The sequence below is a fragment of the Clostridium sartagoforme genome (assembly GCF_004794105.1).
Lineage (GTDB): Bacteria > Bacillota > Clostridia > Clostridiales > Clostridiaceae > Clostridium > Clostridium sartagoforme_B.
On sequence record NZ_SRYR01000001.1, the window covers coordinates 1,116,370 to 1,133,705 of the forward strand.

17 protein-coding genes are annotated in these 17,336 nt (G+C 26.8%); 4 read left to right on the forward strand and 13 right to left on the reverse strand.

Annotated features, from left to right (window positions below):
* Nucleotides 1-2: 2 nt before the first annotated feature.
* The 3 genes from galE to E5347_RS04995 form a co-directional block, all read right to left on the reverse strand.
* The gene (gene galE, locus E5347_RS04985) at nt 3-989 is read right to left on the reverse strand and encodes a UDP-glucose 4-epimerase GalE (protein ID WP_136005189.1); all 987 of its coding nucleotides are present in this window, start codon (nt 987-989) and stop codon (nt 3-5) included.
* A 295-nt stretch (nt 990-1,284) separates the two neighbouring features.
* A complete protein-coding gene (locus tag E5347_RS04990) occupies nt 1,285-3,141 on the reverse strand; it encodes an ABC transporter ATP-binding protein (RefSeq protein ID WP_136005191.1) in 1,857 nt (618 codons plus the stop codon).
* A complete protein-coding gene (locus E5347_RS04995; protein ID WP_136005192.1) occupies nt 3,138-5,390 on the reverse strand; it encodes an ABC transporter ATP-binding protein in 2,253 nt (750 codons plus the stop codon). Before E5347_RS04995 ends, E5347_RS04990 begins: the two co-directional genes overlap by 4 nt.
* Before the next feature lie 148 nt (nt 5,391-5,538).
* On the opposite strand from E5347_RS04995, the gene E5347_RS05000 reads away from it, so the two are divergent.
* Entirely contained in the window at nt 5,539-5,982 is a 444-nt protein-coding gene (locus E5347_RS05000) for a MarR family winged helix-turn-helix transcriptional regulator (protein ID WP_136005193.1), read from the forward strand.
* A 169-nt stretch (nt 5,983-6,151) separates the two neighbouring features.
* Here E5347_RS05000 and E5347_RS05005 read toward each other — a convergent pair whose 3' ends face one another.
* Nucleotides 6,152-6,355 carry a heavy-metal-associated domain-containing protein gene (locus E5347_RS05005; protein WP_136005195.1) on the reverse strand — a complete coding sequence of 68 codons (204 nt, stop codon included), beginning with the start codon at nt 6,353-6,355 and terminating at the stop codon, nt 6,152-6,154.
* 16 nt (nt 6,356-6,371) lie between these two features.
* Nucleotides 6,372-6,638 (reverse strand): metal-sensing transcriptional repressor, encoded by a 267-nt coding sequence (locus tag E5347_RS05010; RefSeq protein ID WP_136005196.1) that lies wholly within the window; start codon nt 6,636-6,638, stop codon nt 6,372-6,374.
* 194 nt (nt 6,639-6,832) lie between these two features.
* Between E5347_RS05010 and E5347_RS05015 the strand changes: the two genes are divergently transcribed.
* Nucleotides 6,833-8,119, forward strand: coding sequence for an NCS2 family permease (locus E5347_RS05015; RefSeq protein WP_136005198.1), 1,287 nt, complete (start codon nt 6,833-6,835; stop codon nt 8,117-8,119).
* A gap of 92 nt (nt 8,120-8,211) precedes the next feature.
* Here the strand turns inward: E5347_RS05015 and E5347_RS05020 are convergent, their stop codons facing one another.
* The 8 genes from E5347_RS05020 to E5347_RS05055 all read right to left on the reverse strand — a co-directional run bounded on the left by E5347_RS05020 (nt 8,212) and on the right by E5347_RS05055 (nt 15,753).
* The gene (locus E5347_RS05020; RefSeq protein WP_136005199.1) at nt 8,212-8,838 is read right to left on the reverse strand and encodes an NUDIX hydrolase; all 627 of its coding nucleotides are present in this window, start codon (nt 8,836-8,838) and stop codon (nt 8,212-8,214) included.
* Nucleotides 8,839-8,982: 144 nt separating this feature from the next.
* Nucleotides 8,983-9,210, reverse strand: a complete 228-nt coding sequence (locus E5347_RS05025; RefSeq protein WP_136005201.1) for a TIGR04540 family protein — start codon at nt 9,208-9,210, stop codon at nt 8,983-8,985.
* Nucleotides 9,211-9,281: 71 nt separating this feature from the next.
* Nucleotides 9,282-11,057, reverse strand: a complete 1,776-nt coding sequence (locus E5347_RS05030) for an ABC transporter ATP-binding protein (protein WP_136005202.1) — start codon at nt 11,055-11,057, stop codon at nt 9,282-9,284.
* 1 nt (nt 11,058) lies between these two features.
* Nucleotides 11,059-12,786 carry an ABC transporter ATP-binding protein gene (locus tag E5347_RS05035; protein ID WP_136005204.1) on the reverse strand — a complete coding sequence of 576 codons (1,728 nt, stop codon included), beginning with the start codon at nt 12,784-12,786 and terminating at the stop codon, nt 11,059-11,061.
* Between the two features lie 162 nt (nt 12,787-12,948).
* On the reverse strand, nt 12,949-13,641 hold the full coding sequence (locus E5347_RS05040) for a M48 family metallopeptidase (protein ID WP_136005206.1): 693 nt from the start codon (nt 13,639-13,641) through the stop codon (nt 12,949-12,951).
* 3 nt (nt 13,642-13,644) lie between these two features.
* A complete protein-coding gene (locus E5347_RS05045; protein ID WP_136005207.1) occupies nt 13,645-14,796 on the reverse strand; it encodes an MFS transporter in 1,152 nt (383 codons plus the stop codon).
* 90 nt (nt 14,797-14,886) lie between these two features.
* The gene (locus tag E5347_RS05050; RefSeq protein WP_136005209.1) at nt 14,887-15,267 is read right to left on the reverse strand and encodes a desulfoferrodoxin; all 381 of its coding nucleotides are present in this window, start codon (nt 15,265-15,267) and stop codon (nt 14,887-14,889) included.
* Nucleotides 15,268-15,345: 78 nt separating this feature from the next.
* Nucleotides 15,346-15,753, reverse strand: a complete 408-nt coding sequence (locus tag E5347_RS05055) for a reverse transcriptase-like protein (protein ID WP_136005212.1) — start codon at nt 15,751-15,753, stop codon at nt 15,346-15,348.
* Nucleotides 15,754-15,895: 142 nt separating this feature from the next.
* Between E5347_RS05055 and E5347_RS05060 the strand changes: the two genes are divergently transcribed.
* Both E5347_RS05060 and E5347_RS05065 read left to right on the forward strand, forming a co-directional pair.
* A complete protein-coding gene (locus tag E5347_RS05060; RefSeq protein WP_136005214.1) occupies nt 15,896-16,762 on the forward strand; it encodes an LD-carboxypeptidase in 867 nt (288 codons plus the stop codon).
* 95 nt (nt 16,763-16,857) lie between these two features.
* Nucleotides 16,858-17,292: a GatB/YqeY domain-containing protein gene (locus tag E5347_RS05065; protein WP_136005216.1), complete on the forward strand. Its 435-nt coding sequence runs from the start codon at nt 16,858-16,860 to the stop codon at nt 17,290-17,292.
* Nucleotides 17,293-17,336: the final 44 nt, after the last annotated feature.

A 17,336-nucleotide genomic window follows, 5' to 3' on the forward strand; every position in this document is an offset into this window, starting at 1 on the left:
ACCTACTTATTAAAACCCTTTGGGTTATTTTTATGCCAATTCCAAGCTGAAGCAATAATATCTTCAACATTAGTAAATTCAGGTTCCCATTTTAATATTTCTCTAGCCTTTTCAGCTGATGCTATTAATCTAGCTGGATCTCCTGCTCTTCTTTCACAAATCTTAGCTGGTATTTCATGACCTGTAACTTTTCTTGCAGCTACTATCATTTCTTTAACTGAGAAGCCATTACCATTACCTAAGTTAAATATATTACTATTATCTTCTTTTCTTAAATATTCTATAGCTTTAATATGAGCATTAGCTAAATCTACAACATGAATGTAATCTCTAATGCATGTACCGTCTTCAGTGTCGTAATCTTCACCAAATATTGATATAAATTCTCTTTTTCCTAGTGGAACTTGAAGTATTAAAGGAATCAAATGAGTTTCTGGACTATGATCTTCCCCTATAGTTCCACTAACATGTGCTCCTGCTACATTGAAGTATCTAAGAGAAACATATTTCATATTATGAGCTATATCTGCCCACTTCATCATTTTTTCCATTGCAAGTTTAGTTTCGCCATAAGCATTTGTTGGTTCTGTTTTATCTGTCTCTACTATTGGCATCTTTGTTGCTTCACCATAAGTTGCTGCTGTTGAAGAGAATACTATTCTCTTAACATCATTATCTATCATAACTTTTAATAAAACTTCTGTTCCATGAACATTATTATTATAATACTTTAACGGATTTGTCATACTTTCTCCAACTAAAGAGTTAGCTGCAAAATGAATAACTTCAGTGATATTATTTTCCTTAAACACCTTATCTAATTCTTCTTCATTTCTAATATCAACCTTATAAAACTTTGCTTTAGGATGAACCGCCTCAATATGTCCTGTTTCAAGGTTGTCTACAACCACAACATCTTCACCCTTATTAATCAATTGATAAACTGCATGACTACCTATATAGCCAGCTCCACCACATACTAATACCATTTCTTAATACCTCCAAATTTTATAGTAATTTTATTAAACTAATTTAAAATACATTTGTAGTTTACATAATTAATATTTACTTATATTGTAACCTTATTTATTAATTACATCAAATAATGGTTTATATAAATACTTAGAAATAAATTTCTAAGATTTGTTAATATTATATTACTACAAATTGATAAAGTTTACAATAATTTTTAGTTAATTTTACTAATTATTTTACTATAATTTTACTAGGGATATTATTAAAATAAAGAAGCCATAAATTAATATAGCTTCTTTATAATTTAAATTAAGAATTACTTGCTTGTTCAAATTGGCTATTATAAAGATTAGCATAGAATCCATCTTTATTTAATAGTTCATTATGATTTCCTTGTTCTACTATATCTCCATCTTTCATTACTAAGATTAAATCTGCATCTTTAATAGTAGATAATCTATGAGCTATTATAAAGCTAGTTCTTCCCTTCATTAAGTTATCCATTGCTTTTTGAATTAGTACTTCAGTTCTAGTATCAACTGAGCTTGTAGCTTCATCTAGTATTAGAATTTTAGGATCTGCTAGTATTGCTCTAGCTATAGTTAATAATTGTTTTTGACCTTGAGATACATTACTTGCATCTTCATTAAGTTCCATATTATATCCATCAGGTAATGTCTTAACAAAGTGATGTACGTGAGCTGCTTTTGCTGCATTAATTACTTCTTCATCACTAGCATTTAAATTACCATAACGGATATTTTCCATTATTGATCCATTAAATAACCATGTATCTTGAAGAACCATTCCAAATGCTTTTCTTAAATCACTTCTCTTAAATTCATTTATATTGTAGTTATCTACTAGTATTTCTCCAGAGTTTAACTCGTAAAATCTCATTAATAATTTTACTATTGTAGTTTTACCAGCTCCAGTAGGTCCAACAATAGCAATTCTTTGGCCTGGCTTAACCTTACTAGAGAAATCATTAATTATAATCTTATCTTCATTATATCCAAAGTGGACATTCTTAAATGTTACTTCACCTTTTAACTCTTCTACATCAATAGGATTTGTATCTAAATCAGCTTCTTCTTCCTCTTCTAGGAATTCAAATACCCTCTCAGCTGCAGCTGCTGTTGATTGTAATACGTTAGCTATTTGTGCTGCTTGAGCTATAGGTTGATTAAATGATCTTATATATTGAATAAATGACTGAATATCTCCAACCTTTATTGAGTTTTTAACAACTAAATATCCACCTAATATAGTAACAATAACATAACCTATATTACCTATAAAAGTCATTATTGGCATCATCATACCTGATAAAAACTGAGACTTCCAAGCTGAACTATATAATGTATCGTTTAATTCATTAAATTCTTCTACTGATTTTTCTTCACCATTAAATGCTTTTACTATAGTATGACCACTATATATTTCTTCAACGTGTCCATTTACATGACCTAAATAAGATTGTTGTTCTTTAAAATATTTTTGCGATTTCTTAACTACAAATGATATAAGAACCCCAGATAAAGGTACAACAATTATAGCTGCTAATGTCATAGTTCCACTTATAGATAGCATCATAATAAGTACACCAATTAAAGTTGTTATAGATGTAAATATTTGAGATAAACTTTGATTTAGCGTATTACTTACAGTATCAACATCATTTGTTACTCTAGATAAAACCTCACCATGTGACATCTTATCGAAATATTTTAATGGCATTTTATTTATTTTTAGAGAAATTTCTTTTCTAAGGTTATAAGAAACTTTTTGTGCAACTCCTGACATTACGAAGTTTTGTATAAATGAAAATGCTGCACTAATTACATATAATACTATAAGTATTACAATTAATTTACCGATATAAGAAAAGTCTATTCCGGCGCCACTTCCTGAAATCTTACTTACTAATCCCTCAAAAATAGAAGTAGTTACATGTCCTAAAACTTTTGGACCAATAATTGAAAAGGCTGCACTACCAACAGCAAATATTAAAACAATAATTATTGACAATCTAAATGGCTTTAAATAATCTAATAGTTTCTTTGTAGTTCCTTTGAAATCCTTAGCCTTAGCACCACCTAAATGCATTCCACCCATAGGGCCACCGAAACCACCATGTCTTTTATTATCTATTTTCTTACTCATGACATTAGTTCCTCCTTTGAAAGTTGTGATGAGGCTATTTGATTATAAACTTCACAGTTTTCTAATAACTCTTTATGTGTTCCAATTCCAACAACATTTCCTTCATCTAAAACTATGATTTGATTAGCATCTTTTATAGTACTTATTCTTTGTGCTACTATTATCATAGTTGCATCTTTAATGTTATCTTTAATTGCCTTTCTTAAAGCTGAATCTGTTTTAAAGTCTAAAGCTGAGAAGCTATCATCAAATATATAAACTTCTGGCTTTTTAACTAAAGCTCTAGCAATAGATAATCTTTGTTTTTGACCTCCAGATACATTTGTACCACCTTGGGATATTTCTGTTGCATATTTATCAGGCTTAGTTTCAATAAACTCTAATGCTTGTGCTATCTTTGAAGCTTCCTCTATATCCTCTAATGTAGCATTAGCTTCTCCATATTTTAAGTTACTTTCAATAGTTCCTGAGAATAAAACTCCTTTTTGAGGAATATATCCAATCTTATCTCTTAACTCTTTTTGGTCTACATCTCTTATATCGACTCCATCAACTAAAATACTACCTTTAGTTACATCATAAAATCTTGGAATTAGATTTATAAGAGTAGATTTTCCACTACCTGTGCTACCAATAATAGCTGTTGTTTCACCAGGTCTTGCAGTGAAGCTAATATCATTAAGAATATAATCTTCAGCACCTGGATATTTGAAACTTACGTTTCTATACTCAACAATACCTTTTTCTTCTTTTCTAAATTTCTTCTTTTCTTTCTTATCTTTAATAGATAAATCTGTATCTAAAACTTCGCTTATACGTTGAGCAGATACTGAAGCACGTGGTAACATTATAGAAACCATTGATATCATAAGGAATGACATTATAATTTGCATAGCATATTGCATAAATGCCATCATATCACCAACTTGCATATTACCCATATCAACTTGATGAGATCCTACCCATACTATAAGTAAAGTTAATCCATTCATTATTAACATCATAGCAGGCATCATTGAAGCCATTAATCTATTTACAAATAAATTAGTTTTAGTTAAATCATTATTTGCTTTATCAAACCTTTCTTCTTCATGCTTTTCAGTACTAAAAGCTCTGATAACGAGCATTCCTGTTAAACTTTCTCTTGTAACTAAGTTTAGTTTATCAATAAGTTTTTGTACTGATTTAAATTTAGGCATTGCAAAAGTAAATAATACTGCAACTAATATTGATATTAATACTACACCTAGTGCGATAGTCCAAGTCATATTAGTATTAGTTTTTAGAACTTTAAGAATACCACCAACACCTAATATTGGAGCATAAAATACTATTCTAAATAACATAACCATAAGCATTTGAATTTGTTGGATATCGTTAGTACTACGAGTAATTAATGATGCAGTAGAGAATTTATCAAATTCAGCATTTGAAAAACTTGTAACCTTCTCAAATACATCTTTTCTTAAAGATCTACTTACTCCAGCAGCTATTTTAGCTGATAGTAAACCAACTATTATAGCAGCTATCATACTAACTAGCGCTACACTTAGCATTTTAAGACCCGCTAATATTATATACTTAGTTTGAAGTGAATCTACATTAACTCCGACAGCTTTATATTCACTTTTTACATATGAAATAGCACCTTGTTCAATTACGCTACTTTCCATTCCAGCAAATTTTTCATTAATACCTTCTACTATTTCATTTAAATTTTCTTTAGGTAAATTTTTAAACAGCATAAATGGATCTTTAATATCTTGCATACCAGGTATTTGTGGCATGCTTCCATTCATAATACTACCTTTCAATTCTTCATCGAAGGTTCCAGTATTAATTCCATAAACTATAACTTCAGGCTTAGCAAAGATTTCTTTCATTTTTTCTATATCATCTTTATTCTTTGTATTAAGCTTATATAATTCCTCATTTTCTAATACAGGATATTTTGATAAATAATCATTTTTTTCTTTAGTATCTAGATTATTTATATTTAATAAACTATAGTTTTCTTTAATATAATTTGAATCTTCTTCCTTCATAAATAAAAACAGATTTTCCATTTCTGATTTTCTGATTATTTCAGGAACTGAATTTTTAATCCCACCTTGCTGAATACCAACATTAACTATGTTAGACATATAATCTGGTAAAGATAATTCACTAATTGCTTGAACAAAAAGTAAAGCAATTACAGCAAAGATAGAGACTAAAAATGGTTTTAAATATCTTGTTAACTTTATCATATAATTTTCGTCTCCTCTCATTTATGCATTTAAATTACTATGACTATATTAATTATATTTTTATAACTATTATATGTCAATAACAATTATAGTTGTATAACTAAAAAAAATGGTTTATAATAAAACTATACTTATTAAGGAGGATAAAATGGATAAAACTAAGATGGAAAACGTAACTAACAACTTACTTAATTTAATATTCCACGTTAACAATAAATTATTTAATCATAGTGAAATCGTTAAGAATAATGCTATACCACCCTCTCATATGAAGGTACTTTTTCATTTGCTTAATATAAAATCAACTTCTGTTTCAAATGTTGCTAAATGCTTAGATATATCAAAACCAAATATGACACCTATTATAGATAAGTTAATTAGTGAAGGTTTTGTTCATAGATATACAGATTCACAAGACAGAAGAAAATTAAAAATAGAACTTACAGATAAAGCTTATAAATTTCTAGAAGAAAAGAAAATAGAGATGAAAAATAACCTATCAGAAAGAATCTCATCATTGGAAGAGGATGATTTAATAAATCTTGACTACCATATTACTGAAATGAGTAAGATAATCAAAAAAATCAAATAAATTACTCAGCAACTCCTTACTCATCTACCTAATTTATTTTACAAAAATACAAAGGGTTATCATATAGATAACCCTTCTTAGTTCCAAATCTTTATTCTCATAGCTGACACATATAAATATCCCATTTATAAGAATGAAGCAATTTCATATTTTTCTTTATATATGTCTACTATTTTATTGATGTAACTTCATATCCTGCTTCATCGATTGCAGATATTATTTCATTATCAGAAATATCTGTATCTACAACAGCATGTTTATTTTCTAAACTTACTTCAATAACTTTAGTATCCTTTAATTCACTTAAAGCTTCCTTAACGTGAGCCACACAGTGACCACAACTCATTCCTTCTATATTAATTGTCTTTTTCATAATAATACCTCCTAATTTATCTACTTATAACTTTATCTAATATCTTCATTATCTCTGTTATTTTTTCATCCCCATCACCGTTTATACACGCATCTTTAACACAGTGAGATAAATGATTTTCTAAAATAATTAAATTTGATTTCTTTAATAAAGATTGAGCTGCAAAAATTTGATTAGATATATCAATACAATATCTATCATCTTCAATCATCTTTATTATCCCCTCAATTTGCCCCCTAGCTGTCTTTAAAGATTGTAATGCTTTTTTTCTTTCATCGTTCATTTTTACCTCCCCCACCCACTAGGGGTGTATATATATAATTATAATATCATTAATATTATTGTCAATATCTATAGATATATTATATAATTATTTGTTATGAATAATATAGCTTCTTATGAAAACAATATTAAAGAAATAGCTATATTTGATAATATAATTATAACTTACCACTTTAAGAAATGAGGTTAATAAAAATGAATAACTTTTTTAAATTAAAAGAGCATAATACAACTTTTAAAACAGAAGCTATTGCTGCCTTTACATCTTTTTTTGCAGCAGTTTATATAATTATAGTTAATGCAAGTATATTAAGTGATTCTGGAATAAATGAAGAACCACTCATTATTGCAACAATATTTGCTTCCTTTGTAGGTTGTTTTTTAATTGCATTCCTAAGTAATACCCCATTAATTATAATGCCTGGCATGGGAATTAATGCATTATTTACTTATACAATAGTTTTGACTATGAATTTAAATTATAATGAAGCTTTAGCCAGTGTAGTTATATCTGGTTTATTATTTTTACTTATTTCAGTAACTCCTTTAGCTAAAATTTTAGATAAATCTATCCCAAATTCTTTAAAAGAGTCAATTACGATTGGTATAGGTTTATTTATTACATTTTTGGGCTTACAAAAAGGTGGAATTATTACATCAGATGCTGCAACAATGGTAAAAATATCTGATTTATCTAATCCAAGAGTTGTGTTTTTTATATTTATGTTATTCTTAACAATTATTTTATTTTCAAAAAATATAAAAGGAAGTTTTCTAATAAGTATTATTGTTGGAACAATTTTAGCAATTATCTTTAACTTTGTAGATTTGTCTACTGTAAACTTTACACTTCCAAATTTTAATGCTTATAATGAAATATTCTTTAATATAGATTTTGGTAAATTTTCCACAGTTGAATTTTGGATTGCTACATTTTCACTAACTCTGGTTATTGTTTTTGAAAACATAGGATTGCTACATGGACAAGTTTCAAAGTTATTACAAGCACCTGAGAAACAAAACAAAGCATTAAGAGCTATTGCTTTATCTAATATAGCCTGTGGATTGCTTGGAACAAGTCCTTCTGTATCAACTGTCGAAGGTACTGCTGGTATAGCTGAAGGTGGGAAAACAGGTTTAACTTCTTTTATTTGTTCATTACTTATATTATTATCTTTACTATTTATACCTTTTATAAGTTTAATTCCTAACGAAGTAATTGCTCCTATTTTAGTTATTATAGGTAGCCTTATGATTAAAGGAATAACCAATATAAATTTTTCTGATGTATCTGAAGCTATTCCTTGCTTTTTAACTATAATTTTAATACCTTTTACCTTTAGTATTATAGATGGTATAGCCTTTGGTTTTATATCTTATACTATCATTAAGTTCTTTACTAATAAAAGGAAAGAAATATCTCCAGCCGTTTATTTGACTTCTTTAGTTTTCCTTTTATATTTAATATTAAATTCAATATAATAATCATAGAAGAAAGCCTCTGCATATACAGAGGCTTTTATATATTTTATTTAGTAATTTGTAATAAATAATAAACTATAATTAATTTTTTTCTAGAATACAACTTTTTTATCCTTTAAATCATTTATAAAATCATTTAACATAATAGCTGTGATTCCCCAAATATTATAATCATTATATTTATAAAATAGCGATTTATATAATCCATTTTTAAACTTATAATTTTTCCCACCATTTATTCTTTCATAAGGGAAGTCTTCATTTCTTTTCACTACCATTTCACTATTAATTATTAATGGTTCGTTATCTATAAAATATTCTAATGGTACAAAAAAGATATGATCTACTTCATCCCTACTAATTTTTATCTTAGTAATATCCTTTATGTATCCTAAATAAGGATGTATTAACAAATTATAATGAGTTGTTAATATATTTAGTGGTGAAATAATTTCAAAATCACATTTATTTAACCCAATTTCTTCACAAGTTTCCCTAATAGCTGCTTCCTTTGGATCTTCACCCTCTTCTATTTTCCCTCCTGGAAATGAAATATCACCAGGTTGGCTCCTCATCTTTTTCGATCTCATTTGAAATAGAACATTAATCTCACTATCAATCTCTGCAAGAAAAATAATTACAGAAGCTCTTTTCATCTCTTTCCATCCATTAATATAAGCTGAATTATTACTGTACTTATTTATTATATTCTTTAGCATATACACCTCATATAATAAAGCATAGTTATATCTAAAAATTAATATTATAAATTACTATTAATGTAATACTTAGTAATTCTTAAATAATAACTTTATAATTAATTGCATTATAGAAGGGGTGCTTTAATCACCCCTATATTTGCTTTATTCTTTTACTATTTTATCTATTATTTCTACCCTCTCATCGCCTAAATAAGGATATAGCTTTAAAGAAATATTTCCATCTTTATAAACTCTTTCCCCATTAGCCTCAACTATCTTTTTGATCCTTGCTTCCATTTCTTCATAGCTAATTAAAAATTCTAAATAATTATCTACTATGTCCTTTAAACAAGTTGCAAGTTCCTTAGGGTTTCTATATACTGCTCTCATCTCTTTCTCCTTATGTTTTAAAATAATTACAAGATTATTATAATTGGAAAATGAAGTTTTGACTAGTATATTTAAGCACCTTTATTTAAAAAACTATATTGTGCTTTATATAGTTCATAATAATAACCTTTTAAGTTTAAAAGATCTTCATGAGTACCTGTCTCTGTGATTTCTCCATTATCAATTACTATTATTTTATCACAGTCTCTAATAGTAGATAATCTATGCGCTATTACAAAGGATGTTCTATTAGATAATAGCTTTTCAATACCTTTTTGTACTATAATTTCAGTTTGAGTATCAATATTTGAGGTAGCTTCATCTAGTATAAGAATTCTAGGGTTTGCTAGTAATGCTCTTGCAAAAGATAATAATTGTCTTTGCCCTAATGAAAGTCTTGTACCTCTTTCATTTACCATAGTATCATATCCATTTTCTAAAGACATAATAAAGTCATGTGCATTAACTGCTTTTGCCGCATCAATTATTTCCTCATCTGTAGCATCTAGCTTTCCATATCTTATATTTTCTTTAATACTTGTTGAGAATAAGAAGGTATCTTGTAGCATTATCCCCATTTGACTTCTTATAGATTCCAAGTTATAGTCCAATACATTTTTATTATCAATTAATATTTCACCACTTGTAGGATTATAGAATCTGCTAATTAAAGAAACTATAGTAGTTTTTCCTGCTCCAGTTTCTCCTACTAATGCTATCTTTTCGCCCTTTTCTATTTTAAAGCTTACACCTTTTAGAACTAAATCTTTTTCTTCTTCACTATATGAAAAAGATACATTTTTAAATTCTACTTCACCGTTAATTGCACCAATATCCTCTTTATCTAAGTCATCCTTAATAAATGGCTCTATATCTAAGATTTCAAAAATTCTATCTGCTGCAGAAAGATTTGTAATAAGAGTATTATAGAAGTTAGATAAGTTCATAATAGGTCTCCAAAACATTCCTATATACATTGAAAATGCTAATAATGTACCTATTTCTAAATCTCCACTTCTTATTAGAGTATAACCTAAATAAAAGACTATAATAGTTCCTAGTCCCCAAGACAACTCAACTATCGGCCAAATAAAATCATTAACTTTAACTGCATTTATAAAGCTCTTTAAATGATCCCACACAAGCATCTTAAATTTATCATCAGTATCATTTTCTTTTGCATAAGATTGAACTACCTTTATTCCAGATATATCTTCGTGGGTATAACCATTTAAAATAGATCTTTTACTTCTATATTCAGCCCATCTCTTTCTTGAATTTACTTCTATTACAAACATACCAACACCAAGTACTGGTAATAAAAGTATACAAGCAATGGCAAGTTTAAAATTTAATATTAGCATAAAAATAATTACAGAAATTAAACTTATTATTTCTGGAATTAATGATTGAATACTTTGGTCAAAAAGGTTTTTTAATGAATTTACATCCCCCATAACTCTAGCTAATATTTTTCCTACAGGCCTTCTATCAAAAAAATTGAAAGGTAACTTTTGAATATGTGTATAGAGCTCCATTCTTATATTAACTAAAATACTATTTGTTACATAGCTTATTACCTTCCACTTAATTTTTGAAAATAGTAATGTTAGTAGGTTTATAACTACTAAAAAAAGCCCTATATATACTAATCCTTTTATATCATTGTTCTTTATATTATTGTCTATAGCTATTTTCATTAAATATGGATTTAAATTATTAGAAATAGTTATCAGCCCCATAAGTATTATTGATAATGCTGATTCTTTTTTATAATCCTTTAAATAAGAAAATAGCCTAAATACTATTTCTTTTTTACTTCTAATCTCTTCCTTTTCTCTAGGCATATTATATAACCTCCAAATTATTAAAATCCTTAAATTGCTCCTTATATACATTATAGTAATACTTTTTCTTATCAATTAACTCATTATGAGTACCTTTTTCAACTATTTCTCCATTTTTCATAAATACTATTAAGTCAGCATTTTTCACTGCTGAAATTCTATGAGCTACTAAAATAGTAGTTTTACCCTTCTTTATTTCATTTAAGTTCTTTAATAGTTGATGTTCTGTTTCCATATCTAATGCGGAAGTTGAATCATCTAAAATAAGTATAGGTGCATTTCTTATTATTGCTCTAGCTATTGAAATTCTTTGTTTTTGTCCACCAGAAAGCCCAACACCTCTCTCACCTATTTCAGTGTTAAATCCATCTTGAAGCTCCTCAATAAATTCTAAAGCACAAGATTTATTAGCTCCACTAATAATATCATCTACAGTAGCATCTACTTTCCCAAATTTGAGATTGTTCACTACTGAATCAGAGAATAAGAAAGTGTCTTGTTGAACAACTGACATATTTTTTCTCAGTGTATTTAAGTTTATATCTTTAACATCTACTCCATTAATTTTTATATCTCCAGCAGTAGCATCATAATATCTTCCTATTAATGAAAGAAGTGTACTTTTTCCTGAACCTGTTTGTCCCATTATAGCTACTGTAGAACCTGCTCTTATATTTAAGTTAATATTTCTTAAAACTAATTCATCATCATATTTAAAGCTTACATTACTAAATTCAATATCTCCTTCTATAGTATTAATTTCTTTACCACTATTAGAGTTAATTTTAGTAAATCTATCAAAAATATTATTTATCTTCATAGTAGATGCTTTATTCTTAGAAAGAACGTCCATTAGCCACCCTATTTGTCTCATTGGCCATATTAAATTTCCTATATAACCTGAAAAGGCTACAAGAGTACCAATAGTAATTTCATCAATCAAAACAAAATATCCTCCTACTATTATCATAGCAATAAGAGTAATATTAGCTAAAAATTCAATTACAGGAAAACTTTTTGATATAGTTTTAGCTTGTTCTAAATTTAACTTGTAATATTGCTTATTTAAAGAGAAAAACCTTTCTATTTCATATTTTTCTCTACTAAAGGCCTTAACTAATCTAACACCAGAAATATTTTCTTGAGCACGGGTATTAATTTCTGCTGTCTTATCGCTTATCTCCTCATATCCATCATTTAACTTATTCTCTAATTTGTAAGCTAAAATTCCTATTGGAGATAAAATAAGCAAGCATATTACTGTTAGCTTCCAATTTAAATAAAATAATATAACTGTACTAAATGAAAAATATAGTATATTTTCTACAAACATTCTAAGACCAAAGGATATTGTTTGCCATATATTTTCTATATCTTCTCCTATTCTAGACATTAATTCACCAGTATTAGTCTTGTCAAAGTAATCAAATTCAAAGCTTTGTATATGAGAAAATAATTCTGTTCTTATATTATAGTGAACCTTTGCACTAATATAATCATATAAAAATTCCTTTCCGTATCCAAAAATTGCTTTTAACAAAGTCACTATTAAAAATCCTAATAAAATTGATGGTATAATTGCATATTCCTGATTTATTATTCCTCTATCAACTATAATTTTTTGTAGCATTGGCGTTACTTGGTCAATTAGTATAATAAAAACCATAGCCATTGTCCCTATTATAAGTAGCCATTTTTCCTTTAATAAGTATTTTAGTATTCTTCTCACTATTTCTCCCACCTTTCTCTAGTAATACCATTTATTGCTATTATAATATTATACAATTATATCTATATATATAAAAGAACAATTTTAATAAAAAAAATGAATTATATATTACTAACTACCTTAAAGTAGTTAATAATACATAATTCATTTATATATTTTCTACTAATTTACTTGTAAAATAGACAATCCATTTTCTTTTAACCATTCTTTTGACACTTGAAAATCTGGAGCTAGCTTATATACTAATGACCAAAAGCTATTTGAGTGATTCATATGCTTTAAATGACATAGTTCATGGATAATAATATAATCCATAACATAATCAGGCATCAATACTAGTCGCCAGTTAAGCCTTATTTCTTTTCTACTATTACAGCTTCCCCATCTAGATTTTTGATTTCTTATTAAAACTTTAGATGGTAGCAAATTATACTTACTAGAAAGTGTATTTACCCGATTTAAAATAACATTGTTTGCATTTTCTAAATACCACTTCTTTATTAAATAATCAACATAGTGCAAATCAGTATTTTTTGTTCTTATAATTATTAAATCATCCTTTACAACTATTTTATCTATAATTGATTCTTCAACTATCTTTAAAAACTTCTTACCTCTATAAATAATATAAGTTTCATCATTTAAATTATTCTCATGTATCTTATTTATATTTTTAATTATCCAATTTTCTTTACTCTTAATTAATTCTTCAATATAATCATAACTTATTCCTATTGGAGCATAAACATATAATTCTTTGTTACCATTTATTTTTATTGAAATATTTTTTTTATTTTTATAAATGACGATATAATTAATTTTCACGTCCTTTAAAGTTATACTCTTTGTTACCATAAGTTAATTTAATACCTTTTTCTTGCTAGGTAAGAACAATATAAATATTATTGTAGAAATTACTATTGATATGAAAACAAAAATGTACATTCCAAAATACCCATAATCTCCTTGAATATAACTATAAATTGAAGGGTATATAAAGTTTGCACCTCCACTACTTAATACAGATAAAACGGAAAATGATGTAGCTACTAATTCACTACTTATTATCTCTCTTAAGTATTTAAATAGGAAACTTAAATAGAGTCCATACATTATACCATGTAATTGGTCCCCTAAAACTACTAAAGCTATATTGCCAGTTGACAATAATAATACCTTAATTGCAGCAACTACTAATGCTATAGTTAAACATTTTTTACTATTAGCATTAATTAAGTACTTAGAAACTATCAGAAATGAAAAGAATTCTACAACAACTCTTAAGCTGATTGAAAAACTATATATTTGATTTGCCTTTTCAACATCGTTAACTAAATCAACTAAATACGATGAATAAGCGAAATCTAAACCCATATAGCTACCTATTCCTAAAAATATAACAATAATTAATAAAACTATATTTTTGTTTTTGAATAAGTCTATGAACTTTGGATGGTCTTTTTCTTCCTTAATTTCAATATCATCTTTAAATTTATTTATAATTATAAATATCATTGTACAAATAATGACTATAGCTATAATATGTAAGATTCTAAATCCAAATTTATTTAATATAAGCCCTGATAAAAATACTACACAGGCGTACCCTATGGAACCCCATTTTCTAACATCTGAGAATTCAAGTTTACTTTTTATTGATAATTCTTCTATATAAATCTCAAAAATCCCAGCAACAGATGCTAGCATAGCACCATAAATTGGTGCATAAATAATTGCTAAATCTTTATTTATAAACATTAATCCTACTATTGAGATTAAGACTCCAAATAAATATACGATTATAAATTTATTTTTGTTTTTAACCTTTGAGAATATATTAGATAAAATAGGCTGAGCTATTATAGTAAATAAAGCACCCACTGATACAACTCTTCCGACTTCGCTTAAACTAAGACCTACTTCTTGATTTAGGTATGGAAAATAAAATGTAGTTAAAATACTAAAAACTCCAAATATCAAAAAAGTAGATATATTATAATACTTTTTCATTTACTACCTCCAATACTATATTTACTATAGTACAACACTTTTAAAAAAAATAAAAGGCTATCCTTTTACAGATAGCCTTAATTATTCTTATTATTTAGTGCTCCATAAGCCATGTAGATTACAGTATTCTCTAACTCTATCTACTTCTCCATCAACTTTAAATACTGCAACTGGTTTTTCACCAGCATTTAAGTTTTGTCTTAAAACTTGTCCATTTTTTGTTATTACTTCTACCCATTGAATAAAGTGTTCAGCTAACATTGGATGTTCAACTTCTCCAACTTTAACATGTACTTCTCCATCTTTTACTTCTGCAACTGGAATATGCTTTTCAACTGCAGCATCAACTGTATTTTCTTCTAATAAATTCATTGGCTTACCGCAACAAACTAGTTGTCCACCACCAACATTTAAAATTTCTACGATGTTACCACAAACACCACATTTGTAAACTTGTAAATTTTTTACCATAAAAAATCACTCCTTAATTATATTGTTTTTAATTATAATTATATAATACTACTTTTCTCATAACTTTACAAATATTTCTTATGGCATTAAAGCTTCCTCTGCTAGATTCCTTACATAATTATACTCATTTACTTCCAAATACTCGAAGTTTATGTCTAATCTTAATGTTCTTATTAAATTCTTAAGATTACTTAATAATATTTCTGTCCTACTATTTATTTCAATCTCTTTTCCTTTAAAGTAATTAACTATATTCATATTAGATACATAAACATCAATATTTTCTGCATCACTATACTTTAGTATTTCTGATATTCCATGAACTAATCCATATATATGGGCTTCAATACAGGTTCCCCTTCCTACTTTTTTTGAGAAGGATATCTCATTCCCATTATTATTTAATATAACACCACCTATACCTATATTACTTTGAAAGCTTCTAGTATCATTACATTTACCAGTAACATAAAGACTATACTTCATAAATCCTCCAAATTTATATATTGTCAATATAATGGTATTCCTTTACAGCTTATTTTATTCTAAAATCATTTAATACTATATTTGATTTTTTCTTATTTAAATATATACTTAATTCATAATAAGAAAATATTGGAGGTTAAGTATGAGTTTATTAAATAAAAATGATTCTATAGCTTTAGTTTCTAATTCTAATGGTCTAGATTTAAGTATGATTGATAAAATCACTGAGTTGGAATATATATTAAAACAATTGAATTTACAAACTATCACATCAAAATCACTATTTAAAGATGATAATAATAAAACTTTTAGTGCTGAAATTAGAGCTAAAGAGTTAATGAAGTTTTATAATGACAATGATATAAAGGCTATTTTCGATTTATCTGGAGGAGATTTATGTAATGAAGTTTTAAGGTATTTAGATTTTTCTAAAATAAAGAATTCTAATAAACCTTTCTTTGGATATAGCGATTTAACTGTAATTTTAAATTCATTATATTCTAAAACTAATAAAGTTAATTATAACTATCAATTAAGAAATTTAATTAGAGAAGATGGTGAAAATCAAATTAAAAACTTCACTAATACCATTTTATTAAATAAAGATAATAGTTTATTTGATTTTGATTATAAATGGATTCAAGGTAGATCTATGGAAGGTATTGTAGTTGGTGGGAATATTCGTTGTATGCTAAAATTAGCTGGAACTAAATATCTTCCTAACTTTGAAAATAAAATTCTTTTCTTAGAAGCTTTGAGTGGTGATGAAAATAAAATTTCAACATTTATTGAACAATATATTCAAATAGGTGCATTTAATAATTTAAAAGGACTTATATTAGGTCACTTTACTGAATATGAAGGTTCAAATTCTAATCCTCCTATAGAAGAACTAATCTTAGGAAAATTAAATAATGATAAACTTCCAGTTATTAAAACTAATGAATTAGGGCATTCTCCAAATTCTAAAGCTATAGCTATAGGAAGTAATATACAATTATTTAGTTAATAAATGGTTTTATTGAAATAATTTTAGTTAAAGTATATAATTTAATTTATAATAAACGGCTGTTTATTGTAAACTAATTAGTAGAGGTGACGATTATGTTAAAAGAAGAATTAAAAAAGAACGAAATAGCTGCTATGAAAGCTAGAGATAAACAAACTGTAAATGTATTAAGATTAGTTAATGCCGAAATTAAATCTTATGAAGTTAACGAAAGACAAGATATTACAGATGACGGTGTAATAAAAATAATTGAGAAGCAAATTAAGCAATTAAAAGAAGCTCTTGAATATGCTGAAAAGCTTAATGATGAAGCAAAAATTGAGGAAGGTAACTTTGCAATAAAATTACTTACTCCTTATCTTCCTAAACAATTATCAGAAGAGGAAGTAACTGCCATGCTTAAAGAAATAATTGCTAATGGAAATTATACTGCAAAGGATATGGGTAATATTATGAAAGAAATAATGCCTAAAGTAGCAGGAAAATTTGATAGATCAAAAATTAACCCAATGGTAAAAAGTTTACTATAAAAAAAGCTGCTCTAAGGCAGCTTTTTTAATGGAATAATTAAAGA

Bases quoted from the DNA above. Each gene is read 5' to 3' on its own strand.
- E5347_RS04990 (WP_136005191.1), bottom strand. From the start codon at position 3,141: ATGAGTAAGAAAATAGATAATAAAAGACATGGTGGTTTCGGTGGCCCT.
- E5347_RS05040 (WP_136005206.1), bottom strand. From the start codon at position 13,641: ATGGTAACAAAGAGTATAACTTTAAAGGACGTGAAAATTAATTATATC.
- E5347_RS05000 (WP_136005193.1), top strand. From the start codon at position 5,539: ATGGATAAAACTAAGATGGAAAACGTAACTAACAACTTACTTAATTTA.
- E5347_RS05010 (WP_136005196.1), bottom strand. From the start codon at position 6,638: ATGAACGATGAAAGAAAAAAAGCATTACAATCTTTAAAGACAGCTAGG.
- E5347_RS05005 (WP_136005195.1), bottom strand. From the start codon at position 6,355: ATGAAAAAGACAATTAATATAGAAGGAATGAGTTGTGGTCACTGTGTG.
- E5347_RS05020 (WP_136005199.1), bottom strand. From the start codon at position 8,838: ATGCTAAAGAATATAATAAATAAGTACAGTAATAATTCAGCTTATATT.
- E5347_RS05050 (WP_136005209.1), bottom strand. From the start codon at position 15,267: ATGGTAAAAAATTTACAAGTTTACAAATGTGGTGTTTGTGGTAACATC.
- E5347_RS04995 (WP_136005192.1), bottom strand. From the start codon at position 5,390: ATGATAAAGTTAACAAGATATTTAAAACCATTTTTAGTCTCTATCTTT.
- E5347_RS05045 (WP_136005207.1), bottom strand. From the start codon at position 14,796: ATGAAAAAGTATTATAATATATCTACTTTTTTGATATTTGGAGTTTTT.
- E5347_RS05025 (WP_136005201.1), bottom strand. From the start codon at position 9,210: ATGAGAGCAGTATATAGAAACCCTAAGGAACTTGCAACTTGTTTAAAG.
- E5347_RS05030 (WP_136005202.1), bottom strand. From the start codon at position 11,057: ATGCCTAGAGAAAAGGAAGAGATTAGAAGTAAAAAAGAAATAGTATTT.
- E5347_RS05060 (WP_136005214.1), top strand. From the start codon at position 15,896: ATGAGTTTATTAAATAAAAATGATTCTATAGCTTTAGTTTCTAATTCT.
- E5347_RS05015 (WP_136005198.1), top strand. From the start codon at position 6,833: ATGAATAACTTTTTTAAATTAAAAGAGCATAATACAACTTTTAAAACA.
- E5347_RS05065 (WP_136005216.1), top strand. From the start codon at position 16,858: ATGTTAAAAGAAGAATTAAAAAAGAACGAAATAGCTGCTATGAAAGCT.
- galE (WP_136005189.1), bottom strand. From the start codon at position 989: ATGGTATTAGTATGTGGTGGAGCTGGCTATATAGGTAGTCATGCAGTT.
- E5347_RS05055 (WP_136005212.1), bottom strand. From the start codon at position 15,753: ATGAAGTATAGTCTTTATGTTACTGGTAAATGTAATGATACTAGAAGC.